Source organism: Jiangella rhizosphaerae (assembly GCF_003579925.1).
Classification (GTDB): domain Bacteria; phylum Actinomycetota; class Actinomycetes; order Jiangellales; family Jiangellaceae; genus Jiangella; species Jiangella rhizosphaerae.
Genome location: NZ_QUAL01000154.1, coordinates 21899 through 46184 on the forward strand (window position 1 = coordinate 21899; position 24286 = coordinate 46184).

At 72.0% G+C, this 24286-nt stretch carries 26 protein-coding genes and 1 pseudogene; 11 read left to right on the plus strand and 16 right to left on the minus strand.

What is annotated here, in order from left to right; all coding sequences use genetic code 11:
* Positions 1–33: 33 nt before the first annotated feature.
* From DY240_RS16050 to DY240_RS16065, 4 genes are all read right to left on the minus strand, one after another.
* Positions 34–540, minus strand: a complete 507-nt coding sequence (locus DY240_RS16050; protein WP_147375352.1) for a hypothetical protein — start codon at positions 538–540, stop codon at positions 34–36.
* Between the two features lie 3 nt (positions 541–543).
* Entirely contained in the window at positions 544–1311 is a 768-nt protein-coding gene (gene mreC, locus DY240_RS16055; RefSeq protein ID WP_147375353.1) for a rod shape-determining protein MreC, read from the minus strand.
* 134 nt (positions 1312–1445) lie between these two features.
* Positions 1446–2489 (minus strand): rod shape-determining protein, encoded by a 1044-nt coding sequence (locus DY240_RS16060; protein WP_119660890.1) that lies wholly within the window; start codon positions 2487–2489, stop codon positions 1446–1448.
* A 312-nt stretch (positions 2490–2801) separates the two neighbouring features.
* Positions 2802–3287, minus strand: a complete 486-nt coding sequence (locus tag DY240_RS16065) for an STAS domain-containing protein (RefSeq protein ID WP_119660858.1) — start codon at positions 3285–3287, stop codon at positions 2802–2804.
* 268 nt (positions 3288–3555) lie between these two features.
* On the opposite strand from DY240_RS16065, the gene DY240_RS16070 reads away from it, so the two are divergent.
* From DY240_RS16070 to DY240_RS16085, 3 genes are all read left to right on the plus strand, one after another.
* Complete coding sequence (locus DY240_RS16070; RefSeq protein ID WP_119660859.1) at positions 3556–3828, plus strand: hypothetical protein; 273 nt, start codon at positions 3556–3558, stop codon at positions 3826–3828.
* A 148-nt stretch (positions 3829–3976) separates the two neighbouring features.
* Entirely contained in the window at positions 3977–4267 is a 291-nt protein-coding gene (locus DY240_RS32905) for a MerR family transcriptional regulator (protein ID WP_199701597.1), read from the plus strand.
* 288 nt (positions 4268–4555) lie between these two features.
* Positions 4556–5212, plus strand: a complete 657-nt coding sequence (locus tag DY240_RS16085; RefSeq protein WP_119660860.1) for a response regulator transcription factor — start codon at positions 4556–4558, stop codon at positions 5210–5212.
* Here the strand turns inward: DY240_RS16085 and DY240_RS32055 are convergent.
* Positions 5187–5336, minus strand: a complete 150-nt coding sequence (locus tag DY240_RS32055; protein ID WP_158602875.1) for a hypothetical protein — start codon at positions 5334–5336, stop codon at positions 5187–5189. The two genes, DY240_RS16085 and DY240_RS32055, sit on opposite strands and share 26 nt — an antisense overlap.
* Before the next feature lie 147 nt (positions 5337–5483).
* Here DY240_RS32055 and DY240_RS16090 point away from each other — a divergent pair, with 147 nt between their 5' ends.
* The 5 genes and pseudogenes from DY240_RS16090 to DY240_RS33370 all read left to right on the plus strand — a co-directional run.
* On the plus strand, positions 5484–5939 hold the full coding sequence (locus tag DY240_RS16090; protein WP_119660861.1) for a hypothetical protein: 456 nt from the start codon (positions 5484–5486) through the stop codon (positions 5937–5939).
* 43 nt (positions 5940–5982) lie between these two features.
* Positions 5983–6345, plus strand: coding sequence for a response regulator (locus DY240_RS16095; protein WP_233552761.1), 363 nt, complete (start codon positions 5983–5985; stop codon positions 6343–6345).
* The gene (locus DY240_RS16100) at positions 6323–8326 is read left to right on the plus strand and encodes a GAF domain-containing protein (protein ID WP_119660863.1); all 2004 of its coding nucleotides are present in this window, start codon (positions 6323–6325) and stop codon (positions 8324–8326) included. The genes DY240_RS16095 and DY240_RS16100 overlap by 23 nt, the downstream gene beginning before the upstream one ends.
* A 21-nt stretch (positions 8327–8347) precedes the next feature.
* Positions 8348–9298: an aldo/keto reductase gene (locus DY240_RS33365; protein ID WP_119660892.1), complete on the plus strand. Its 951-nt coding sequence runs from the start codon at positions 8348–8350 to the stop codon at positions 9296–9298.
* Positions 9193–9591, plus strand: a pseudogene (locus DY240_RS33370) (serine hydrolase); the annotation flags it as partial. The gene DY240_RS33365 and the pseudogene DY240_RS33370, both read left to right, overlap by 106 nt.
* A 15-nt stretch (positions 9592–9606) precedes the next feature.
* Here DY240_RS33370 and DY240_RS16115 read toward each other — a convergent pair.
* The 9 genes from DY240_RS16115 to DY240_RS16155 all read right to left on the minus strand — a co-directional run bounded on the left by DY240_RS16115 (position 9607) and on the right by DY240_RS16155 (position 18045).
* Entirely contained in the window at positions 9607–10380 is a 774-nt protein-coding gene (locus DY240_RS16115; protein ID WP_199701598.1) for a sugar isomerase domain-containing protein, read from the minus strand.
* 4 nt (positions 10381–10384) lie between these two features.
* Positions 10385–11626 (minus strand): hypothetical protein, encoded by a 1242-nt coding sequence (locus DY240_RS16120; protein WP_147375354.1) that lies wholly within the window; start codon positions 11624–11626, stop codon positions 10385–10387.
* Positions 11623–12300, minus strand: a complete 678-nt coding sequence (locus DY240_RS16125) for an N-acetylmannosamine-6-phosphate 2-epimerase (protein WP_119660894.1) — start codon at positions 12298–12300, stop codon at positions 11623–11625. The genes DY240_RS16120 and DY240_RS16125 overlap by 4 nt, the downstream gene beginning before the upstream one ends.
* Positions 12293–13246 carry an N-acetylglucosamine kinase gene (locus DY240_RS16130; protein WP_119660866.1) on the minus strand — a complete coding sequence of 318 codons (954 nt, stop codon included), beginning with the start codon at positions 13244–13246 and terminating at the stop codon, positions 12293–12295. The genes DY240_RS16125 and DY240_RS16130 overlap by 8 nt, the downstream gene beginning before the upstream one ends.
* The gene (locus DY240_RS16135) at positions 13243–14124 is read right to left on the minus strand and encodes a carbohydrate ABC transporter permease (RefSeq protein ID WP_119660867.1); all 882 of its coding nucleotides are present in this window, start codon (positions 14122–14124) and stop codon (positions 13243–13245) included. Before DY240_RS16135 ends, DY240_RS16130 begins: the two co-directional genes overlap by 4 nt.
* On the minus strand, positions 14121–15035 hold the full coding sequence (locus tag DY240_RS16140) for a carbohydrate ABC transporter permease (RefSeq protein WP_158602877.1): 915 nt from the start codon (positions 15033–15035) through the stop codon (positions 14121–14123). Before DY240_RS16140 ends, DY240_RS16135 begins: the two co-directional genes overlap by 4 nt.
* 4 nt (positions 15036–15039) lie before the next feature.
* Complete coding sequence (locus DY240_RS16145) at positions 15040–16341, minus strand: extracellular solute-binding protein (protein ID WP_119660869.1); 1302 nt, start codon at positions 16339–16341, stop codon at positions 15040–15042.
* 48 nt (positions 16342–16389) lie between these two features.
* Complete coding sequence (locus DY240_RS16150; RefSeq protein WP_119660870.1) at positions 16390–17148, minus strand: GntR family transcriptional regulator; 759 nt, start codon at positions 17146–17148, stop codon at positions 16390–16392.
* A 171-nt stretch (positions 17149–17319) separates the two neighbouring features.
* The gene (locus DY240_RS16155) at positions 17320–18045 is read right to left on the minus strand and encodes an NIPSNAP family protein (RefSeq protein WP_119660895.1); all 726 of its coding nucleotides are present in this window, start codon (positions 18043–18045) and stop codon (positions 17320–17322) included.
* A gap of 111 nt (positions 18046–18156) precedes the next feature.
* Here DY240_RS16155 and DY240_RS16160 point away from each other — a divergent pair, with 111 nt between their 5' ends.
* Entirely contained in the window at positions 18157–19542 is a 1386-nt protein-coding gene (locus DY240_RS16160; protein WP_119660871.1) for a pyridoxal phosphate-dependent decarboxylase family protein, read from the plus strand.
* An 81-nt stretch (positions 19543–19623) separates the two neighbouring features.
* On the opposite strand, the gene DY240_RS16165 is transcribed toward DY240_RS16160, so the two are convergent.
* Positions 19624–21009, minus strand: a complete 1386-nt coding sequence (locus tag DY240_RS16165; protein WP_119660872.1) for a glycoside hydrolase family 5 protein — start codon at positions 21007–21009, stop codon at positions 19624–19626.
* Entirely contained in the window at positions 21006–22163 is a 1158-nt protein-coding gene (gene xylA / locus DY240_RS16170) for a xylose isomerase (protein ID WP_119660873.1), read from the minus strand. The genes DY240_RS16165 and xylA overlap by 4 nt, the downstream gene beginning before the upstream one ends.
* A 168-nt stretch (positions 22164–22331) precedes the next feature.
* Here xylA and DY240_RS16175 point away from each other — a divergent pair, with 168 nt between their 5' ends.
* Both DY240_RS16175 and DY240_RS16180 read left to right on the plus strand, forming a co-directional pair.
* Positions 22332–23255 carry a fumarylacetoacetate hydrolase family protein gene (locus tag DY240_RS16175; RefSeq protein ID WP_119660874.1) on the plus strand — a complete coding sequence of 308 codons (924 nt, stop codon included), beginning with the start codon at positions 22332–22334 and terminating at the stop codon, positions 23253–23255.
* Entirely contained in the window at positions 23252–24253 is a 1002-nt protein-coding gene (locus DY240_RS16180; RefSeq protein WP_119660875.1) for a LacI family DNA-binding transcriptional regulator, read from the plus strand. The genes DY240_RS16175 and DY240_RS16180 overlap by 4 nt, the downstream gene beginning before the upstream one ends.
* Positions 24254–24286 lie beyond the last annotated feature (33 nt).

Genomic DNA, 24286 nt, shown 5'->3' on the forward strand with positions numbered 1-24286 from the left:
CCCGGACACCGAGCAGCCTGTGTCGCGTACGCTTCACGGCAGCCGCCCCGAGGATCGACCGAGCGCCAGCCGCGCCATCGCGGGCACGACGACCGGTGTGAGCAGCAGCGCGTAGACGACCTGGCCGACCAGCAGCCCGGGCACCTCGCCGACAAGCGTTCGTGCGCTCCCGAGCGCGCCGGCACCGAGAGCGTAGGCGACGGGTGACACAGCCGCCGCCACAGTGACCGCGAGGTAGGCCGCCACACCCCGCCGTGTGGCATCGGCCGCCAGCCCGATGACGTAGCCCGCCAGACTCATGCACATGGCCCAGGCGCCGATCGGGTGGTTGGCAGGCGGCGCCAGGTCGAGGGCCAGACCGGCGAGGAAGCCGAGCAGGGTGCCCGCCCCGGACCCAGCCGCGAGCGCCAGCCCGGCGACGGCGACCAGGACGAGGTCCGGCGCCGGCCCCGGCAGCGGAAGCCACGGCAGGAACGCGTGCTGGGCCACCACCGCGACGATCAGCACTGCCGCGGCCGCCATGGCTCGAACCGGACTCATCCCTCACGCTCCCTTCCGTGTGATCGGGCGAGGCGACCTCCGGGGTGCTGCGTGGGTTGCCGCGGTGGACGGCTCGACCACGACACCGACGACGTCCAGCGCCGTGAAGTCGACGTGCGGCTGCACCGTCGCGACCGGGGTCGGCCGGCTCGCTCCTGCCCGGACCTGCTGGATCTCGCCGATCGGGATACCTGCGGCAAAGGGCTGGGCACGCGGTGATCCGAGCGTGACGACGTCGTCACCGGGCTGGACGGCCGCCTGCGGATCGAGCAATCGGAGGGTCGGCCGGCCATCGCCCGCACCGGTGAGCACACCCATCTCGGCGGTGTCGGCGATCCGGACCCCGACCGTCGAGCCGGGGTCGACGGCCAACAGCACGGTCGCCGAGTCTGCTGACACCTCGACCACTCGCCCGACGAGTCCGTCGCCGTTGACGACCGTCATGTCGCTGCGCACACCGGCCCGATGGCCCAGGTCGATCGCCACCGTCCGGGCGAATCCCTGCGCCGGCCCGAAGGCGATGACCCGGGCCGGCAGCACCCGATAACGCCCGCGGTCCGCGGTGCCGAGCAGCTGCTGAAGCTCCTGGGCGACGCGGGCGTCGACCTGGGAAGCCAGCGCCTGCTCGCGCAGCTCGGCGTTCTCGCGGCGAAGTGCGGCGACCTGGTCGTCCTGGCCACCGATCCGGCGCATCGTCTGTGCGAGGGCTCGGCCCATCGACCCGAAGATCTGTTCGGCCGGAGCGAAGACCGTCGCCGTGGCCTCACGCATGGGAGCGAGCGACGCCGGTGCTCTGACATCGGTCACGAGGAGCCCGAGCGCGGCGACCATCGAGAGCCCGAGGAGGAGTCGCGAACGTCCGCGCTGCCGCGACGTCGGGCGCCGCGGCGATGCCGATCGCCCCCTCATCGTGCGTATGCGGCCTGTAGCGAGCGAGCGCGGGACGACGCCAGTACCGGCCGGAGCGCCTCGAACTCCTCGACGCACTTGCCGGCGCCGAGCGCCACGGAGTCGAGCGGGTTGTCCGCGATGCGCACCGGTATCCCCGTCTCCTGGCGCAGGCGCGCGTCGAGCCCCCGGAGCAGGGCACCGCCGCCGGTGAGCACGATGCCGCGGTCCATGATGTCGCCGGACAGCTCGGGCGGACACTCGTCGAGGGTCGCGCGCACCGCGTCGACGATGGATCCGACCGGTTCCTCGATCGCCTCGCGGAGCTCATTGGCGGAGATCTCGATCGTCTTCGGCAGACCGGTGACGAAGTCCCGTCCTCGGATCTGGGGCGGCCGATCCTCCCTCGGCGTCGTCCGGGCGAAACCGATCGTCTTCTTGAGCTCCTCGGCCGTCCGGTCGCCGAGCAGCAATGAGTGGTGCTTCCTGACGTACTGCATGATCGCGTTGTCGAGCTCGTCGCCGGCGGTCCTGATGGACCGGGCGACGACGATGCCGCCCAGCGAGATGACCGCGACCTCCGTCGTGCCGCCACCGATGTCGACGATCATGCTCCCGGTGGCCTCGGCCACCGGCAAGCCGTCGCCGATGGCGGCGGCCATCGGCTCCTCGATGAGGTGTACCTGCCGGGCTCCCGCCTGGCTGACGGCCTCGACGACGGCCCGGCGCTCGACGGCGGTGACACCTGACGGCACGCAGACCACCACGCGCGGCTTGGCGAAGTGATGGCGGTGCACCTTCTGGATGAAGTAGCGCAGCATGCGCTCGGTGGTCTCGAAGTCCGCGATGACCCCGTCCTTCAGAGGGCGCGTCGCCACTACATGTGCCGGCGTACGGCCGATCATCTTCTTGGCTTCCGCACCGACGGCGAGGACGCCGCCCGTATCGATGTTGATCGCCACCACCGAGGGCTCGTTGAGCACGATGCCCCGCCCCCGGACATAGACGAGGGTGTTCGCGGTGCCCAGGTCGACACCGATGTCGCGACCGATGAACGACAGCGTCGCCATGGCTGCCGAAATCCTCCTGTAGTCGTGTGGTCAGTCGATTCGTCTCGGTAGGAGCCGCCGGATACGTCTGGAGTCGTTACCGGCCACGGCGTGTGGTGCCGCGCCGGGATGGTCGGGTGCGCGTCGCCCTGCGGCCCGCCCGGCGGACTGCCGGTCGAGCTCACGCAGAACACGGAGCGCATACATCCAACGTTCGTGTTCGGATCGGTCCATCAGCGATGCGATCCACCACAACACCAGCGGGCCGAGCGCTATAGCGATGAGAAGCAGAGTCTGCATCGTTGATCCCATAGGGCAGCTGTCTCATGGGGCGGACAGGGCGAACGGTGCCGGAACCGGCGGCGGCGCCCGGTTCCCAGAGTCACGAGGGCGGCCGGCCTCCCATCCGGCCGCGAGTGACCAGCCGCGATGCATGTCTGCCTCGGACCGCGAGTGGCGCCCGCGGCGCCGGGTGCGCTCGAGCTTCAGGTGGCCGCCGATCTGCCGCAGAGTCCTTCTGAGGTCGATGAGCGCGTCGACGGCGCACCGGCCGAGCGCCACGTGCTCGATGTCCATCACGACGGTGCGGCACCCACGGCCGACGAGATGCTCCAGAACGGCGGCGACGAGCGGCGCGGTGCGCAGGTCGAGCAGGCCGCGAAGGGCCAACCGTGCGCGTTCACCGTCAACGCACTGCTCGACATCCACGGCGAGGCGCACGTCGTCAGCCGCATCCGAACGCATCGGCGGGCTGGCTTCCTCCCGGTGAGGAATCCCCCCGGTCAAGAGCGAATTCTGCTCCGAGATCACTGCTGGACTTCCCTCGGTTCCACTCTGACGCGATCCGGCACACGACGAGCGTGGTCGGCACCGCCCCGGATGCCCGAAGGGCGGCGTCAACCACCTCGGGGTGGCCGAGACTCCAGTGCGGGTCGCACGGAGAGCGGGACGCCTTCACACTCGTGGCGTCCGGTTATCTCCTTCCGCCTCAGTCGAATATCTACATACCATAGTTGTAGGTTCTATGGAACCTGCGAGCTCGATGACGACGACATCCGCGAGAAGGCGAGGTGCAGCGATGACGTGGGATGGGTGGACCGACGAGGTCACTCTGGAGCAGGCCGAACACGTGGATCTCTCCATCGAGGGGCCGGAGGCGGACCTCCTCGAACAGCAGGTCGCCGTAGTCGAGGAGGAGCCGCCGTTGCTGGGTACCGGGCTACCGGTCGAATCCGACGAGGCAGACGCGCTGGACCAGCGTCGGGTGGTGCCATGGCCAGATGAGGACGAGGCCCTGCTGGTGGGTGTGGGCGGCGTATCCGCTACGCCGCCTCGGCCTCATGCCACCTGACGCGTTCGGAGCGAGGACCTGCCTGGACTCACCCGGCCCGACCACCACAAGAGAGGCGCGGCTCGAGACCACGACGCGGGACTTGACCGCATGTGTAAGGGAACCTGATAATCGAGCTGTAGGTTTGTCGCCACATCCGAGGTGCTTCGTGAAGCTACCGCTCGACGACGCGCAGGCTCCCCTGTTCACGATCGGGCAGGTGTCGGACATGCTGGGAGTCCAGCATGCATTCCTGCGTCGTCTCGACCAGCAGGACGTCGTCCATCCGACCCGGTCCCAGGGTGGGCAGCGGCGCTACAGCCGGCACCAGATCGACCAAGTGATCGCTGTGCGCACCCTCCTCGAGGAGGGTCTCACGCTCGCCGGAATACGGCGAGTGTTCGAGCTACAGGCCAGGGTGGCCGATCTGGAGGCCCAGCTCGCCGAGTTGCGCGGCTGACGTTCCCCGGCACGACCGCGATCCAGTCCCGGCCTACGAGCGGACGGCCGGAGGAGCGGGTGGCCGCCAGGCCGTCGGCGTCGGTCATAGCAGGTGAGGAGTTCTCCGCGGCCGGCTTCGCGGTGACCGCGCGCGGCGGCCGGCACGCCACCGTCTACGGCGACGAGCCGGACTGCACGAACCTCGGGTACGTCGTGGACGGTGACCTCTACCACCCGGGCGGATCGCTGCCAGACTGGTTCCCGGGTGTGCCCGCTCCATGGTGGTGCCGGCCGAGGTGGTGGACCGATGCGCGCGATTCGAGTGGTCATCGCCGACGACGACGTGTTGCTCCGGGAGGGTTTGGCGAGCCTGCTGGAGCGCAACGGGTTCGAGGTGGTGGCGCAGGCAGGCGATGCGCCGGAGCTGCTGGACCTGGTGCATCGGCTCGAGCCGGAGCTGGTCATCGTCGACATCAGGATGCCGCCGGACCACTCGACGGAGGGGCTGGAAGCCGCGCACCTGATCCGGGCCGACCATCCCGACGTCGCGATCATGGTGCTGTCGGCGCACGCCGAGGTCGAGCACGCCATGCAGCTGCTCGCCAGCGGTAGCGGCATCGGCTACCTGCTCAAGAGCCGGGTCACCGACGTCGCCGAGTTCGTCGACACGCTGCAGCGGGTGGCGAGGGGTGCGTCCGTCGTCGATCCGGCGCTGGTGCAGGAACTGGTGGGGGCCCGGCGACGGCACGATCCGCTCTCAGTGCTCACGGATCGTGAACGCGAGGTGCTCGCACTGGTCGCGGAGGGCCGGTCCAACGCCGGGGTGGCCAGGCGGCTGTGGGTGACCAAGGGAACAGTCGAGAAGCACGTTCGCAGCATCCTCACGAAGCTGGACCTGCCGGAGACCGACGAGGACCACCGGAGGGTGCTCGCGGTCCTCACGTTTCTCGAGCAGCAGCGCTGACGTCGTCGGCGCGGACCGCCAGCAGACGACCCGCCTCGCGCACGACCGACGGAATCGCGTCGAGCGGCACGTTGAGCATCCGCAGGAGGTCCTGTGTCGACAGGGCGTCGTCATAAGCCAGCATGACGGGTCTCCTTCCACCGCCTTGGCGGACCAGCATGCGCCCTGGCGCGGGCCCGTGTCGTCACGGCCAGCCGCCAACTGCCCTTCCGGCTAGCTGGAAGAGCGGAATGGTGGCTGGCCGCGATGTGCGCACGGGCCACGCGGCGCGATGCTGGAGCACGAGCCGTCGATGTCGAGAACGTGTGGGGAGGTCGCGATGAACCGCCCGGCAGACGTGGTCGAGTTGTTCCCCCACACCGCGCCTCGCACCAATTCTCGCGGCGGCGCCCATGACGTCGTGGTGCCGGGCCGGAAGCATCCCCCCAGCGCTGACCCCTGGCGCCACGACGCTCAAGCCGGCGATCCCCTCCACGCCGGCTCGCGCGCGGCCGACCACCGCGCAACCCTCGGCGTCGCCGCCGACGCCCAGTTCGCCACCGTGCACGGAGAACACCACACCGGCCTGCTCCGGGTCCGGCTGGCGGGAGATGGCGGCGACGCTGAGGAGTACGTCTTGGACGTCCAGCAGGCACTGCACCTGTCGCAGCGCCTGCGGGACGCGGCCACGGCCATGCAGGCGTTCCTCGCGGTGCGGACCTTCGGCCCCAGCCGGGTTTCCGGTTAACAGGCATGCCACCTGCATGCCCTGGTGCAATGCTGGTGGAGTGGTGCGGCGCTGTGTCATCGTTGACGACAACGAGCGATTCCTGGCAGCGGCGCGTTCGAGCCTCGAGCGCGGTGGCCTGGAGGTGGTAGCGACGGCGACGACGACCACAGACGCACTCGAGAAGATCGACGCCCTGAAACCGGACGTCGTGCTGGTGGACATCGCGCTGGGAGCCGAGAGCGGTCTCGACCTCGTCCGGCGGATCGTCGAGGCGACGCCGTCGGGTCCGCACGTGGTGCTGATCTCGACACATCGCGAAGAGGACGTCGCGGAACTGGTGTCGGCCAGTCCCGCGGCCGGGTTCGTCTGGAAGGCCGACCTGTCGGCGAGGGCCGTGCGAGATGTGGTGGCGGCAGGAGAGTAGTGAGGTATCAGACGTACTGACCGGCCGGCCACTGCAGCGGTGGGCGGCCGGGGTGGCTACCGGTGTGGTTCTCGTGGTCGTGGCGACGGGTGTCGTCTGGTTGCTGAACCGGCAGTTCACACCGCGCGGGTTGCTCGTCGTCTACCTGCTCGCGGTGCTGCCCGTGGCGATGCGCTGGGGTGCCGGTCCCGCGATCCTGGTCGCCGCCCTGGGCGTGGGGACGTTCCTGGTGGTCATCGCGCCACCGCGGACCGGAGGGCCGGCCCTGGTGGCGCTCGGCGTGTTCGTGGCGACGGCGGTGATCGTGGCCGGGCTGGCGGCGGGGTTGCGCCGGTCGATCCGCGAGTCGCAGGAGCTGGCGGCGGAGCAGTCCGCGCTGCGGCGGGTCGCCACTCTGGTGGCAGAGGGGGTCCCGGCGCCGGAGCTGTTCGAGGCGGTGAGCCGCGAGGTCGGGCTGCTGTGTGACGCCGACCTTGCTCGGCTGGAACGCTACGAGCCCGACGGGACGGTGACCGGTGTCGGCTCGTGGGCGCGGGTGCCCGCCCGGCTCGCCGTCGGCACGCGCATCGAGCTGGACGGGGTCAGCGTGGCCCGCGAGGTGCGCCGCACCGGTGGGCCGGCCCGGGTTTCCGGGTACGCCTACGCGGATGGCGCCGTCGCCGCGGAGGCGCGCGAACTGGGCATCCGATCGTCGATCGGTTGCCCGATCATCGTCGACGGCCACCTCTGGGGCGTCGTCGTGGCGTCGTCGAAGAGCGCGAAGGCCTTCCCGCCGGGCACGGAGGCGCGGATCCAGCGCTTCACCGAGCTGGTCGCCACGGCCGTCACCAACGCCGAGGCCCGCGCGGCCGTGCGCCGCAACGCCGACGAGCAGGCCGCGCTACGCCGGGTCGCGACGCTGGCCGCCCGGGGCGACGCCGATCCGAGCCCGGTCTTCGCGATCGTCGCCGACCAGGTCCGCACGCTTCTGGGCGCCGACTGTACGTCGGTGTTGCGGTTCGAGAGCGACGAGACGGCGACCTACCTCGCCGCTCGCGGCTGGCGCGACGCGGAGCGGCGCAAGCCAGGGGCGAAGTGGTACCCGGAGGAGCCGTCGGTCATCGAGAACGTGCGCCGCACCGGCCAGCCGGCACGGCTGGACTACTCCGACGTGAAGGTGATCCAGGAGCTGCCGCCGAGCCTGCGTAGCGAGGGCATCCGGTCGGCGGTGGCCAGCCCGATCGTCGTCGAGTCGCGGCTCTGGGGGAGCATCGGCGTCGGGTCGCGCACACGGCTGCTGCCCGCCGACACCGAGCAGCGGCTGATCGCGTTCACCGAGGTCGTCGCGACCGCGATCGCCAACACCGAGAGCCGCACGGAGCTGGCCCGCTCGCGCGCCCGGGTCATCGCCGCGGCCGACGCCACCCGCCGCCGCCTCGAGCGCGACCTGCACGACGGCGCCCAGCAGCGGCTGGTCTCACTGGCGCTGGAGCTGCGCAACACCCAGGCGGAGGTGCCGGCCGAGCTGCCCGAGCTCAGCACGGCTGTCGGCCGGCTCGCCGACGACGTCACGCAAGTGCTGGACCAGCTGCGCGAGCTGTCGCGCGGCATCCACCCGGCGATCCTGTCCGAGGGCGGCCTGGGTCCGGCACTGCGCACCCTCGCCCGCCGCTCGCCTGTGCCCGTCGACCTGACCGTCCGCCTCGAGAGTCGCTACCGCGATGCCGTCGAAGTGGCCGCCTACTACGTCGCCTCCGAGGCCCTGACGAACGCCGTCAAACACGCCGAGGCCGACCACGTCGAGATTGTGGTCGAGGAGCGCGACGGCGTCCTGCATCTGCTCGTCGCCGACGACGGGGGTGGCGGCGCCGACCAGACCCGTGGGACCGGGCTGACCGGACTGTACGACCGGGTCGCGTCGCTCGGCGGCACCATGCGGGTCAGCAGTCCGGTCGGTGACGGGACCCGCATTCAGGTGCACCTTCCCCTGCAAACGTCCTGATCACGTCGCTACGCTGGCATGATGACCACGCAGCGCGATCCGTTCGCCGTCCGTGGCATCGGGCTGGGGCTGGCCGCGCTCGGCCGTCCGGGCTACCTGACGCTCGGTCACGGCCGCGACTTCACGGCGTCGGCGAGCGTCGACGAACTGCGCCAGCGCACACACGCCGTCCTCGACGCCGCCTGGGCCGCGGGTGTCCGCTACGTCGACGCCGCCCGGTCGTACGGGCTGGCCGAGCAGTTCCTCGGCGAATGGCTGGCCGCAAATCCCGGCCGGCGCGCCGAACTCACGATCGGCTCGAAGTGGGGCTACACCTACACGGCGCAGTGGCGCGTCGCCGCGCCCGTCCACGAGGTCAAGGACCACTCGCAGGCGACCTTCGAGCGGCAGTGGGCGGAGACCCTCGACGCGCTGGGCGGGCCGCCGGACGTGTACCTGGTGCACAGCCTCACCTCCGACAGCCCCGCCCTCGACGACCGCCGGCTGCTGGACCGGCTGGCGCAGCTCGCGGCCGACGGCGTCCGGGTCGGCTTCTCCTCGAGCGGGCCGGACCAGGCGGCGGTGATCGACCGTGCACTGGCCATGACGGCTGACGCCGCGGCCCCGTTCGGGGCGGTGCAGGCCACGTGGAACCTGCTCGAGCCGTCGGCCGGCCCGGCACTGGCCCGTGCTCACGACGCCGGCTGGTTCGTCGTCGCCAAGGAGGCCGTGGCCAACGGCCGGCTCACCACCCGCGGCGACGTCGAGTCGTTCCTCACGGCGGCACTGGAGGCCGGAATCGCACCCGACGCGCTGGCACTGGGTGTCGTCGTACGGCAGCCGTTCGTCGACGTCGCGCTGAGCGGCGCCACCACCGTCGACCAGCTGCTCAGCAACCTGTCCGACGCCGGCACCGACGGCGTCGTCCTGCCGGACCTGGCCGAGGACCCCGTCGCGTACTGGAAGATCCGCTCCGGCCTCGCCTGGACCTGACGGCACCATCGCGGCTCGCCGAGGACGACCGCGCCGTCCTGGTCGACGCCATGCGTGACAACACCACCGGCGACGAGCTGATCCGGGCCGGGGTCCCCGACGGCTGGCCGGTCGCGGACAAGACCGGCTCGGCCGGCCACGGCGGCCGTAACGACATCGCCGTCGTCGAGCCGCCCGGCGCCGCCCCGATCGTGCTCGCGATCTACAGCAACCGGCTCGACCCCGAGGCGGAGTCCGATTCCGCGCTCATCGCCGCCGCGGCCGAGATCGTCGTCGGGGCGCTCACCGGCTGACTGACGGTCACCGGCTCACGGCTCCGACGGGCGCAGCCGCGTGCCGTACCGGGCGAAGAGCGCCTCGTTGTGGGCGTCGCCCTCGGGCACGTTCGCCGAGACCAGTACCGGCACCTCCTCGCCGGCCGCGAGCAGCTGGCCACACACTTCGGTCACGAGCAGCTGGGCGATCAGCACGCCGGTCAGCGACGACGTCGGCGTGATGCGCACCCCGTTCGGGAGCGCCAACGTGGCGTCACCGCGCGGGGAGCCGTTGTCGATCACCACGTCGGCCAGCTCGAACAACCGCTGCCCCGACGGGTGCCGCGACGTGATCCGGCTGCTGTGCTCGACCGACGTGATCGCGATGAGGGGGTGCCCGCCCGCCTTGGCCAGCCGGGCCATCTCGACGACGGAGCCGTTGCCGCCGGAGTTCGAGGTGATGACGAAGACGTCGCTGGGGTGGATCTCGGCGAGGTCGAGAATGCGCTGGGCCAGTGCGGGGTCGCGCTCTACGGTGGGGTCGAGGATCTCGCGCGGGTCCGCTCCGCCGTACATGACGAGGTCCTTGATCGACAGCGCGTTCGCCGGGACCAGCCCGCCGGCTCGGCCGACGATCTCGGCGGTGATGGAGCGCGAGTGCCCGGTCGCGAAGGCCTGGATCAGGCCGCCGGCGCCCAGGGCATCGGTGATCAGCCGCGCGGCCGCGGAGATGGCGTCGGCCTGCGTGGCGATCAGCCGGTCGGCCGCCTCCCGCAGGATCCGCGCGGCGGCGGCCTGGCCGATCGGCTCGAGGTCGGTGCTGGTCACGTGATCATCCTCCGTGGCTGGATCGATGGGCGAGCTCGTGCAGTGCCCCGGCGACGTGGTCGGCGGCGTCGGGGCGGAAGGGCGAGATGAGGACCTCGTAGGCGGGCGTGCCGAAGTCGGCCGCGGCCGGGAGGTAGCCGGCGTAGCCGTTGGCGTACCCGAGCAGCACCGCAGGTGCCGCGGCGTCGCGCAGCGACAGGAACGGCTCGCCGCCGATCCCTTGCATCGTCAGCCCGCCGAGGCGGACGACGCCCAGTTCCAGCGCGACCGGGTCCGGGCCGACGGCGTCGGCCGCGGTGTCGTCGTGGGTGCGTGCGGCAGCCGCCTCGACGCCCTGCAGCGCCGTGACCGCGGCGCGGCCGGCCGGGTCGTCGTCAGCGAGCTCGGCCAGCTGTGCGGCGAACTCCGCGCGCAGGCCGTCGAGCCGGTCCCGGTCGTCCTGCCGGGCCGGTAGAGTCAGCGTCCGCCGGGCCGCGACGATGCCGTCGTCGGCACTCCAGCTGCGGCCGGGCGTGGCGACGAGCGCGGACAACTGCCCGGCTGCCAGCTCGGCGAGGCGCCGCCCCTCGTCGACGGTCTGGGCGGTGCGGGTCCAGCGAGTGCTGATGTCGCCGGCGGCGCCGGTGGCGACGACGACCCAGGGCGACCCGCCGAGTGCCGCTCGCAACTCCTCCCGGATCCACGCCGTGAGGTCCCCGCTGACCACCGTCGACGACGCCGGTAGGACCGTCGGGTGGACCGGCACGACGGCCAGCACCCCGGTGGGCCGGCCGGTGGGCCCGAAGCGCAGTACATCGACCGGTACCCGCCGGTCACCGGCGTCGGTGGCGCGCCGTGAGCCGACACCGTCGAGCCCGCCCGAGATGTGGCTCGCTTCGCACTCGGCCTCGTTCGCGACCGCGCGCCGAGCCGCCTTGTCCGCCGCGTCGGCGACGGCGGTCAGCCAGGTGCCGGGCGTCGTGCCGCCGCCCGGGCGCGAGCCGACGTCGGGGCCGGAGTGCGTGTGCGTCGCGCACACCCAGACCTCATCACCGATCCGGCGCCGGACCTCGGCGGCCAGGTCGGCATTCACACCGACCAGCTCGGCCACGACCAGCAGGAACCGGTCCGGCCCCGAGGCGATCGACACGCAGTCGACCTGAAGCGGCGCCAGGACGCCGGCCGATGGCGAGGTGCGCGCGGCGTACCCGCCCATGGGCGTCCCGTCGGGCACCCTCAGCAGGGCCGTGCCGTGACCCACCCTCATCGCAGTGCCTCGACCAGGCGCCGGGTGATGGCCATGGGGTTGGTGACCGCGGTTCCGACGACGACGGTGTGCGCGCCGGCCTCGAACCCGGCGAGCACCTCCTCGCGAGTCCAGAACCGGCCCTCGGCGACGATCGGGCAGTCCAGCTCGGCAGCCAGCGCCTTCACCAGGTCGAGGTCGGGCCCGTCGCCGGCGGCCGAACCGGGGCCGCCGGTGTATCCGGACAACGTCGTCCCGACCAGGTCGGCCCCGGCCGCGCGGGCGAACCGGCCCGACTCCAGTGAGTCGACATCGGCCATCACGGGCACCCCCAGCTCGTCGTGGATCCGGGCCACCAGGTCGGTGAGCGAGCCGCCGTCGGGCCGTGGTCGCGCCGTCCCGTCGAGCGCCACCGCCGATGCCCCCGCCCGCACCACCGCTGCGGCGGAGCCGAACGTGGGCGTGATGTAGACACCGCCGCGGTCGCCGGTCTTGTTGATCCCGAGGATCGGCAGGTCGACGACGGCGCTGATGGCGGCCACGTCGGCCGGACCGTTCGCGCGGATCCCGGCTGCCCCGCCGGCTACGGCGGCCCGCGCCATGAGCGCCATCGGCCCCGGTCCGTGCAGCGGATTGTCCGGGCCCGCCTGGCAGGAGACCACGACGGAGCGGTACGGGAACACGGCGTCAGACATGGGCGTCACTCCCGGCGGTCAGCATCAGCGGTGTGTACGGTCCGAGGCCGTCGGCGAGCAGCCGCACGGCGCCGTCGAGCGGCGGCCCCAGCGGCTCCTGCACCCGCACCTGCGGAAACCGCGCCCGTACGGCGTCGACGAACGGCCGGCGGACGAGGTCGTCGATGGTGAACAACCCGCCGGTGTAGGAGAGCGGGACGTCCGAGCCGCCGTCGGGGAATGCCCGGGCCAGCACCGACGCCGTCGTCGCCACCAGGTCGTCGACGGCGCCGGCCCAGATGTCGCGTGCCACGGGGTCGCCGGCGCGGGCGACCGCCGCGACCCACGGCGTGCAACTCGCGACGATCCGCACGGGCGCGGGCGAGGTGTAGATGCGCTGCGACAGGCCGGCGAGGTCGCCGAACGCCTCGCGTGCGGCGCCGGTGAGCGCGGTGGCCGGGCCGCGGCCGTCGCGCTCGGCCATGACCGCGCGCAACGCCGCCCGGCCGACGGCGAACCCACTGCCCGAGTCGCCCAGCAGGTACCCGTGGCCGTCGGCCTGGTGCGCGGACCCGTCGGCGGCGATGCCGAGGCACACCACGCCGGTACCGGCCGTCGTCACGACCCCGGCGGCGCCGCCGAGCGCACCCGCGTGCGCCGTCACCATGTCCGGCCCGAGCCAGACCTCGGTGCCGCCCAGCCGGTCGCTGATTCGCTCGGCCAGCCGCAGCCGGCGCTCCGGCTGCAGCGGCGCGGCGGTGAGGCCGAGGCAGATCCGCTCGATGCCCGCCGGTGCGCCGAGGGCGTCGTACGCCTCGGTGACGGCTTCGGCGACGCTGTCGAGCAGGTCGGTCCGGCCGCTGTAGGCGAAGCCGCCCGCGTGCGCGATCTCGGCGACCGCGCCGTCGCGGACCAGGGCCATCCGCAGGTTCGTCTGCCCGCCGTCGACGGCCAGTTCCAGGCTCACTTGATCCCCGCCGTCATGGTGATCCCTTCGACGAACTTGCGCTGCAGCACCAGGAAGAGCAGCAGCGTGGGCAGCAGGGCCAGCAGGGCCGCCGCCATCATCATCGGGATGCCGCCGGAGCCGAGGTTGTTGGCCTGCATGGCCGCCAGCCCGACCGGCAGCGTCTGGTGCTCGGCGTCGTTGCCGACCAGCAGCGGCCACAGATGGCTGTCCCAGTTGGTCATGAAGATGAACAGGGCCAGCGCCGCCATGGGCGAGACCATCATCGGCGCCACGACGTTCCACAGGATGCGCAGCTCGCCGGCGCCGTCGATGCGGGCCGCCTCGAGCAACTCGTCCGGCAGGCCGTCGATGCTCTGGCGCATGAGGAAGATCCCGAACGCGCTGGTGGCCGACGGGATGATCAGCCCGGCGAAGCTGTTGACCCAGCCCAGGTCGAACACCAGCGCGTAGAGCGGGACGTAGATGACCTCGAGCGGCACCATCAGCGTCGCCAGCACGACCAGGAACAGCACGTTGCGGCCGCGGTAGGTGAACTTCGAGAAGCTGTAGCCGGCCAGCGTGCAGGTGATGACGTTGAGCACCGTCACCGACACCCCGACCACGGTGCTGTTGAGGTAGTACCGGGCGAACGGCGTCTCTTGGAACGGCAGCGCGAAGTTGCTCCAGAGCCACTGCGACGGCAGCCAGCGCATCGGGTTGGCCAGGATCTCGTCGGCCGGCTTCACCGCTGACAGCGCCGCGTAGACGAACACCGACGCGAACACCAGTCCGCCGGCCAAGAGCAGCAGGAGGACGACGACCCTGCCGACCGGCCGGCGCCGGCGGGAGACCGGACGCGCCGGCGCCGCCGGGCGCTGCGCCACTGCGGCGCTCATGCCGACCTCCTCAGCGCCCGCAGCTGCACGAATGTCACCATGAGCAGCAGGACGAACATGAGGACGGCGACGGCGGACGCGCGGCCCATGCGGGCGCTGGCGAACGCCGTCTTGTACACGAACAGGTTGATCACCTCGGTGCCGAAGCTGCCGCCGGTGAGCACCACCTGCGGGCTGAACGACTGGAAGCCGCGGATGACGGCCATGACCAGGACGACGACGCTGATCGGCTTGAGCAGCGGCAGGGTCACGTAGCGCAACCGCCGCAGCGAGCCGGCGCCGTCGAGCGCCGCCGCCTCCTGCAGGTCCTTCGGAATGTTCTGCAGGCCGGCGAGGAAGATGATCAGGAAGAACCCGACCTCCTTCCAGATCGCCGCGATGGCGATGGCCCACTTGGCCCAGGTGCTCGACGTCAGCCACGGGATGTCGGTGTTCAGCGTCTGGTTGAGCAGGCCCTCGGGCTGCAGCACCAGCCGCCAGATGACCGAGACCGCCACCCACGACGTCGCGACCGGCGCGAAGTACATCAGCCGGACGAACGCGCTGCCGCGCATCCGCGTGTTGAGGCCGAGTGCCAGGACCAGCGCCAGCAGCACCGCTGGGCCGTAGGTCACGACCACGTAGAACAGCGAGGCGCCGAGCGAGGCGAGGAACCGGTCGTCGCCGAAGAGGAAGGTGAAGTTGTCCAGCCCGACCCAGACCGGCGGGCTGGTCAGGTTGTAGTCGTACAGGCTGAGCTGGAACACCCGCAGCATCGGATAGATCGCGAACGCCGCGAAGAGCACCAGCGCGGGCAGCGCGAACAGCAGGCCGACGGCGTCGCGGCGACGGCGCCAGCCGGAGGCGGCGGGCGCTGGGGGCCGGGCCCGCGCGGTGCGGGCCCGGCCCGGTGCGGTTCGAGTCAACGCCATGCGACTAACTCGTGACGCTCTGCTCGACCGACTCCGAGGCCTCCTCGAGACTCTCGGCCGGCGGCTGTCCATCGAAGATCGACCGCTCGACCGCCGCCTTGATGGCGTCCTGCACCTCGCTCCAGTGCGGCCCGACCTCGTCGAACTTGCCCTGCTGGTAGGCCTGCGACCAGACGTCGATGAAGGGGATGTCAGCTGCGGCGGGCGACTGCTCCCAGTCCTTCAGCGGCTGCACGAAGCTGACGTCGGAGAGCCAGCGCTCGTGCTGCGACGTCATGTACTCGATGAACTTCCAGGCCTCCTCCTGCTGCTCGGAGGCCTTGTTCACGGCGAAGTAGTAGCCATACCAACGCCCGGACGGGTTGGCCGGGTCGACCTGCGGGAGCGGCACGACGGCCAGGTTCTCGAACGTCTCGGGATTGTCGATGGCGATCTGCTCGACCGCCCACGGGTAGATCATCGTCATCGAGCGGCGGCCCGACGCGAAGTCCTCGAACGGCGACGTCGCCTCGCGCGAGGCGGTGTCGGCGTCGCCCACCTGGTCCTCGCGGATGAGGTCGTACCAGATCTGCAGCGCCTCGACCGATTCCGGCTCCGTCAGCGCCGACCCGGTGCCGTCCTCGGTGAGGATGGAGCCGCCGGTCTCGTTCAACAGGGTCTGCAGCTGCTGGGTGTACCAGCCGGAGTGCAGGTAGACGAAGTTGAAGCCCTCGTGTCCGGCGGCGACCAGCTGCTGGCCGTACTCGGCCACGTCGTCCCAGGTGGCGGGCGGGCTGGCGGGGTCGAGCCCGGCGTCGGCGAAGTGCTGGGTGTTGATGGCGAACGCCGTGGCGTTGAACTCGCTCGGCACGCCGTAGAGGGTGCTGTCGTCGCCCTTCGCGCCGTCGAGCGTGCCGTCGACGTAACGGCCCTCGAGCTCCTCGACGGAGCCCGCGCCGAACGCCGCCGGGTCGATGGGCGCCAGCAGGTCCTTCGGGATGTACTCGCCGCGCAGCGCGCTGTCGTCCATGTTGATGATGTCGGGGCCGGACCCGTTGCTCAGTGACGTCAGCATCTTGGTGCCGAAGTCGTTGTTCGGGATCGTCTCGTAGGTGATCTTCACGTTCGGGTTGGCCTCTTCGTACTCCGCGATGAGCTGCTCGTTCAGCTCGGTCATCGGCGGGTGCGTGTGGGTCCAGTAGGTCAGTTCGATCTGGTCGCCCTCGCCGGTGGAGCCGCCGCCGTCGTCGGAGCCGCAGCCGGCGGCTACCGCCAGCAGCGCGAGGGCCGGTATCAGGACCGTGCGGGCGCGCGGACGTGCACTCATGGGTTGCTCTCTTTCGTGGGGCCGCCCTCGACGGGGCGGAGATGTCGGTCAGGCGGGTCGCCGGACGCGGCGCATGGCCGGCGCCGGAACCGGTCGCAGCTCGGCCGTGAGCTGGAACCGGTCGCCCCGGAAGATGTCGGTGCCGCACTCGACGACCCGGCCGTTGGCGCCGAAGGTGACGACGTCGAGCTGGAACGCCGGCCGCCCCGGCTCGGTGTGCAGCAGCGCGGCGTCCTGCTCGTCGAGCAGCGTCGGCTCGATGGTGGTGCGCCCGGTCATGATCGGGATGCCGTAGCGGCCGGCCAGGAGGTCGTACCAGGAGCCGTTGAGGTCCGCGGGCGTGAGACCGGGCACGACGTCGTCGGCCACCCAGGTGGTCTCCAGGCCGATGGGGTCGCCGTCGGCGGTGCGGAGCCTGGTGAAGCGGACGATCGGGGTGTTGACGGGGATGCGCAGCGTGCGTGCGTGCCGCGGGTCGGCCGGGAGCCGCCGGAACTCCAGCGTCTCGCTGCCCGGGACGAGGCCGCGGCTGCGCATCTCTTCGGAGAACGAGGTCATGGCGAGCCGGCGGTTCAACTTCGGTCGCGCGACGAAGTTGCCCCGGCCGTGCTCACGTACGACGAACCCGGCCGTCGCCAGGTCGTCGAGGGCCCGCCGCAGGGTCATGCGGGCCACTCCCCAGTCGTGCGCCAACCGGCGTTCCGACGGGAGCGCGACGCCTTCGTCGCCGTTGTCGATGAGTTCGAGCAGGCGCCCGCGGACCTGCGCGACCTTGCCGGTCGCCGACCCGAATGCGTCGTTCGCCATGTCCGTGTGCTCCTCGACTGTGGTGAGGTGCGCACCTTTATAGTCGCTGCCGCAGGAGGGCACCAGGCGAAGGGCGAAGCTGCATTAGACCAGTCGTGCCCGGCTGAGCCCGGTGATGCCGCAGGCCAGCGCCCTTTCCGGCGGGCCGGGCCGCAACTGGTCCAATCGTGCTCAGCGCAGCAGCGACCGGGCGGTGGGCGCGAGCCGCAGGGTCAGGGGCGGTCGGGCCAGTCGCCGGTCCAGCTCGGCGCGCAGGCCGGTCTGCCGCTCCCACGCGGCCAGTTGATCGGCGTGCGCGGTGGCGTCGTCGAAGCGGGCCACGCAGACGAACGCGTTCTCGCCGGTGCGCACCGGCAGCGCCGGGTAGGTGTTCGGCGACGGGTCGGTCTCGAGCCGGGCCAGCGGGACGACGCCCAGTGCAGGCTGGACCTCGGCGGCGAAGAAGCGGCCGAACTCGCGCAGGTCGCCCGCCACCGAGTACACGGCCACCGCCACCAGCGACGACGGCGTCAGGGTCGCGTCGGCGGGTGGTCGCTCCGCGGCGCCGCCCACCCCCGGGAGCGGAAAGCCCGCGCCGTCGTCGGCCGGACGCAGCAGGTGGACGTCGTCGCTGTCGATCATGGTGGCGTTGGCGGCCGCGCCGTGTTCCTTCCAGACCGGGCCGGAGTAGAACGCCGTCAGGGCCGCCGCGCGCGACGGCATGTCGGCGAAGCCACGGAACCAGACGAACCGGTCGGGCCGGTCGAGGTCGCGGAACTGCCCGACCAGGCGCATGCCGAGCACCTCCTGCGTCTCGACGAACTCGCGGTCGAACAGGGTGACGAGGTCGTCGCGGCGGTCGGCGTGCACGGTGTACTGCCGCAGCTCGACGACGGGGCAGCAGAGGTCGCTGGTCATGCGGCGGACGATAGCGACCGGCACCGACACACACGGCCGGCGCGCGACCAGCGCCCGCAGCACCGTCTGCACCGCCGCGGCGAGGTGTACGGTGCCGGACAGGGGGTCGGCATGAGCGCACCACGCAAGGACTTCGACGCGGCGCTCGACGTCGCCAGCAGCAGGGCCCGGGCCTGGCTCGACACGCTCGGCGAGCGGACGGTGCGGGCCGTCGTCTCCGCCGACGACGTGCGGGCGGCGCTCGGGACGCAGCTGCCCGACGGACCGAGTGATCCCGCTGACGTGGTGCGGCTACTGGCCGACGCCGCCGAGCCGGGACTGGTGGCGACGCCGTCGGGCCGGTTCTTCGGGTTCGTCATCGGCGGCACGCTGCCGGCAGCGCTCGCGGCGGACTGGCTGGTCAGCGCCTGGGACCAGAACGCCGCGCTGCGCGCCGCCAGCCCCGCCGGCACCGCCGTCGACGACATCGCGGCGGCCTGGCTGCTCGACCTGCTGGGGCTGCCGTCCGGCGCGGGCGTCGGCTTCGTCACCGGCGCGACCATGGCGAACTTCGCCGGCCTGGCGGCCGCACGCGACGCCGTTCTCGCGCGGGCCGGCTGGGACGTCGGCGCGCACGGACTGGCCGGGGCGCCGCGGGTCCGGGTGCTGGTCGGCGAGGAGCGGCACGACTCCGTCGACTCCGCACTGCGCTACCTCGGCCTCGGCGCGCCGGAAGCGGTCGCCGTCGACGACCAGGGCCGGATGCGGGCCGACGCGTTCGCCGCGGCCCTCGCCTCGGGTGACGCGGCCGGGCCGGTCATCGTCTGCCTGCAGGCCGGCAACATCCACTCCGGCGGCTTCGACCCGTTCGCCGAGGTCATCCCGGCCGCTCACGCCGTCGGTGCCTGGGTGCACGTCGACGGCGCGTTCGGGCTGTGGGCGGGCGCGTCGCCGCACACCCGGGACCTGGTGGCGGCAGCCGGGGCGGCCGACTCGTGGGCGACCGACGCGCACAAGACCCTCAACGTGCCGTACGACAGTGGCATCGTCGCCGTCCGCGACCCCGCGGCGCTGCGGTCGGCCATGAGCTATCACGCGGACTACCTGGTCACCGACGCGACCTACCTCGAGCCGTACGAGCGGGTTCCGGAGCTGTCGCGGCGGGCGCGGTCGGTGCCGGTGTGGGCGGCGCTGCGCTCGCTCGGCCGGTCCGGGCTGGCCGGTCTGGTCGACCGGTTGTGCCGCCACGCGACCGCGTTCGCCGACGGCGCGCGAGCCGTCCCGGGCGCCGAGGTGCTCAACGACGTCGTGTTCACCCAGGTCTGCCTCGCCTTCGGCGACGACGAGCGGACCCGCGAGGTGGGCCGGCGGCTCATGGCCGACGGCACGGTGTGGATGACCGGCTCGCTGTGGCGCGGCCGCGAGGTGCTGCGCATCTCGGTGAGCAACTGGTCCACCGACGACGCCGACGTCGCCCGCGGCCTCGACGCCCTCGCTCGAGCGGCCCGGACCGGATGAGCGCTCGTGCGCCCACACTGGATGGTTGAGGGATCGGTGCCGCCCAGGCGACACCGATCCCTCAACCATGAGCGGAGGGCCTCAGCTCGCGTAGCGGGCCAGCAGGTCCGCGAGCGGTTCGCGCCGGTCGCACGCCGCGAACGCGAACGACGCGCCCAGCTCGGCGGCCTCGTCGGGGGTGACGCCCTCGAAGCAGCGGGCGAAGTCACCGGCCATGGGCTCGGCCAGCAGGATGTGCCGGACCAGCACGTCGACCCAGCGCTTGCGGCCCCACGGGAACGGCGCGTAGTCGGGGAATTCCTTCTCGAACAATTCGTCGATGGGGTCGAGCACGGAGCGCACACCGTCGTCGACCGACCCCCAGGCGTCGACCCCCAGCCGCGCCTTCTTCTTCAGCACCGGCGCGATGCGGCGCAGGTACGGTGAGTCGGCCCGCGCATACGTCAGCCCCTGCAGCCCGATGTCCTTGTACGTCCACAGCGCCCAGCTGGCCCCGTGCTCGCGGTACAGCGTGAGCTGGTCCTCGAGCAACCGGTAGCGCTGCTCGTCGCGGGCGGGGTCGCCGGTGTAGACGGGACCGAACTCGCCGATCCAGATCGGGGTGCCGGTGTTGCGCATGAACTCGGTGCGGGCAAGGAACGTCTTCTCGACGTAGGCGCGGTCGACGTACTGGCCGCGGCTCTCACCGGGATACGGCCCGCCGTCGACGAAGCCGGGCAGGGCGTAGTCGTGGGCGGTGTAGACGGTGTTCGGCAGCGGGTCGCCGAACATGTGGAACTCCGTCGAGTACCGGTTGCCGTCGAGGAAGAGCACGTGGTGCGGATCGACGGCGCGGATGGCCGCCTCGAGCCGCTGGTAGAACGGGCCGACCACCTCGCCGGTGGCGTCGCCCGGCTCGTTGACCGGGTTGTAGCCCGCGACCCACGGGTTGGTCTTGTAGCGGTCGGCCAGCGCCTCCCACAGGTGCACCACGCGGTCCTGGAAGTGCCGGTGGTTCCAGAACTGCGCGTAGTGCGTGGGGTTGTCGCTGTGCCAGTGCTGGTTCTGGGCGCCGGGCAGCGCGTGCAGGTCGAGGATCGTGTAGATGCCGTGGCGGGCGCAGGCATCGACGACGGTGTCCAGCCTGCGGAAGCCGGACTCCTTCAGCTCGAACGGCCGGTCGTCGTCCTCGAAGTGCCGGTAGTTGAACGGGACGCGCAGCGAGTTCAGCCCCAGGGAGGCCAGGTGGGCGGCGTCGTCGTCGGTGAAGAAGGAGGTGAGGAACGAGTCGAAGAACCGCTCGTAGGCCTCGTCGCCGAGCACGCGGCGCAACGCCTTGCGCTGCAGTGACTCCGTCGACGGGTAGCCGGTGATGAAGTTCTCCATGTTCATCCAGCCGCCCAGGCCTAACCCACGCAGCACCAAGGGGGATCCGTCGCCGCCGACGAGCCGGGACCCGTCGACGGCGACGAAGCCGGACACCGTCATCGCACGCCGTACAGGTAGTCCAGCGCCAGCTGGTCCAGCCGCTCGAACGCCATGCCGCGCTGCGCCGCCTCGTCCGGGTCGAACTCGTCGTTGCGGAAGGAGTCGACGGTCTCGCCCGGCGCCGCGGTGGGCGTGGCGAGCTGGTCGAGCCGGGCCGCCGCCAGCGCCTCCTGGACCTCGGGGTCGGCGCGGAACGCGGCGGTCTTCTCGCGCAGGATCAGGTAGTTGCGCATGCAGCCCGCAGCCGACGCCCACACGCCGTCCATGTCCTCGGTGCGCGGTGGCTTGAAGTCGAAGTGCCGCGGGCCGTCGTAGCCGCCGGACTCGATGATGTCCACGGTCCAGAACGCCCCGCGCGCGTTCCCGGCGCCGAAGCGGAGGTCCTGGTCGTAGCGCGGGCCGGTCTGGCCGTTGAGGTCGATGTGGAAGAGCTTGCCGTGCCAGAGCGCCTGGGCGATGCCGTGCGCGTAGTTCATCGACGCCATCTCCTCGTGCCCCACCTCGGGGTTGAGGCCCACCAGCTCGGGGTGCTCGAGCTCGTTGATGAAGGCGATGGCGTGGCCGATGGTGGGCAGCAGGATGTCGCCGCGCGGCTCGTTCGGCTTCGGCTCGATGGCGACCTTGATGTCGTAGCCGCGGTCGAGGATGTACTGGCCGAGGAGGTCGAACGCCTCCTTGTAGCGGTCGAGCGCGGCCCGGATGTCCTTGGCGGCACCGGACTCCGCGCCCTCGCGGCCGCCCCAGGCGACGAACACCTTGGCGCCCAGCTCCGCGCCGAGGTCGAGCTGGTCGGCGGCCTTGCGGATGGCGAAGCGGCGCACGTCGCGGTCGTTGTTGGTGAACCCGCCGTCGCGGAAGACGGGGTGCGAGAACAGGTTCGTGGTGACCATCGGCACCTGCAGCCCGGTCTCCTCCAGCGCCTGGCGGAACGGCTTGAGCGCGGCGTCGCGCTCGGACGGCGACGCACCGAACGGGATGACGTCGTTGTCGTGGAACGTGATGCCGTAGGCGCCCAGCTCGGAGAGCTTGTGCACGGCGGCGGCAGGGTCGAGCCGCGGCCGGACGGCGCCGCCGAAGACGTCCACCCCCTCCCAGCCGACCGTCCAGAGGCCGAAGGAGAACCTGTCCTCACGGGTGGGGGTGTAGTCGTTCATGTGCGCGGCCTCCAGCCGAAAGTTTCTTGGGTGTTACGCCACCCTAGGCCCGCGCCGATCGCGACCGCAAGGGCTGGACGTGGGTTGATGATGGACCATTGACGTGCAGCTGTGACGCTCGTTACGGTGGCGGCTCCGAAACTTTCGGACGACGGACGGAGACGCGCTGTGTTGCTGGTCAGGTTCGCCACCCCCGACTCTCCGGCCGCGAGCGTCGGCGTCCTCGACGGCGGCACCGTCACCACGCTGGACGGTGTGGGGTCGCTCGGCGAGCTGTGGTGGCTGCCGCTGACGTCGCTGCGGCCGGTGGTCGAGGGCGCGTCGGGACCGTCGTTCCCCCTTGCCGGCGTCTCGCTGCTGCCTCCGGTCGACGGCGGCACCGAGGTCTGGGCCTGCGGCGTCACGTACAAGGTCTCCGAGGAGGCGCGGATCGAGGAGAGCGAGCGCGCCGCGTCCGTCTACGAGCTGGTCTACGACGCCGAGCGGCCGGAGCTGTTCTTCAAGTCCGTCGCCTGGCGAGTGGTCGGCCACGGCGAGCCGATCGCCGTCCGCGCCGACTCCCGCGTCGACGTGCCGGAGCCGGAGGTCGCCGTCGTCGTCACCGCGCACGGCGAGATCGCCGGGTACACCGTCTGCGACGACGTCTCGTCGCGGACCATCGAGGGCGAGAACCCGCTCTACCTGCCGCAGGCCAAGGCCTACCTCGGTGCGTGCGCCGTCGGCCCGGGCATCCGTCCGGCGTGGGAGGTGCCCGACCCGTACGCCTTGCCGGTGTCGATGACGATCGAGCGCGACGGCGCCGAGGACTGGTCCGGGACGGCGAACACCGGCCAGTTGCGCCGGCGGTTCGACGAGCTGGTGTCGTTCCTGCTGCGCGCCGACGTGTTCCCCGACGGCGCCGTGCTGTCGACCGGCACCTGCCTGGTTCCGGCCGCGCCGTGGACGCTGCGTTCCGGCGATGTCGTCCGCATCGACGTCGGGGGCGTGGGTGAGCTGGCCAACCCCGTCGTCGAGGGCGTCGAGGCGATGTCGTGGCTGGTCGACGCCCGCGACGACGTCCGGCTGCGTGCCGCGGGCAGGCCGGCGCCGTGACGACGGAGCGCGCGCGGGTGACCATCGCGGAGATCGCCCGCGAGGCCGGCGTCTCCGAGGCGACGGTCAGCAAGGTGCTCAACGGCCGGACGGAGGTCGCGCCGGCCACCCGCGCTCGCGTCCAGGACCTGCTCGACGCCCGCGGCTACGAGCGCCGCGGAACCCGGGTCGAGGAGCGCACCGGCCTCATCGATCTCGTCATCTCCGAGATCGACACACCGTGGTCGATGGACGTGCTGCGCGGCGCCGAGCAGGAGGCGCGCCGGGCCGGCGCCGCCGTCGTCGTCACCTCCACCGAAGGCCGCGACGACGCGAGCTGGCTCGACCGCGTCACGGCCCGCCGCTCCGACGGCGTCCTGCTGGCGCTGGCGCCGTTGCCGGCCGGCGGCGCTCGCCGGCTCACCGCGGCCGGCATCCCGTTCGTGCTGGTCGACCCGGTCGGCGGGTTCGACCCCGCCATCCCGACCGTCGGCGTCACGAACTGGGCCGGCGCGCTCGCCGCCACCGAGCATCTGATCGGGCTGGGGCACCGGCGCATCGGCGCCATCACCGGTCCACCGGAGCTGGTCTGCAGCCAGCAGCGCGTCGAGGGGTACCGCGCCGCGCTCGGCCGGGCCGGCCTGCCGGTGGACGAGGCTCTCGTCCGCTTCGGCGACTTCCGCCCGGGCGGCGGCGCCGAACAGGCGCGGACGCTGCTCGACCTGCCGGACCCGCCGACGGCCATCTTCGCCGGCTCGGACCTGCAGGCCACGGGCGTCTACGCCGAGGCGCACCGCCGCGGGCTGCGGCTCCCCGACCAGCTCAGCGTCGTCGGCTTCGACGACGTCGCGCTGTGCGAGTGGGTCTCGCCCGCGCTCACGACGGTCCGGCAGCCGCTGCTGGAGATGGCCCGCATCGCGATCCGTACCGTCCTCGACCCGCCCGGCACCGACCAGCCGCTGCGCATCGAGCTCGCCACCAGTCTGGTCACCCGGGAGAGCACGGCCCCACCCCGCTGATCTCCCTTCCCTTGTGGGACTCGCCGCCGCCTG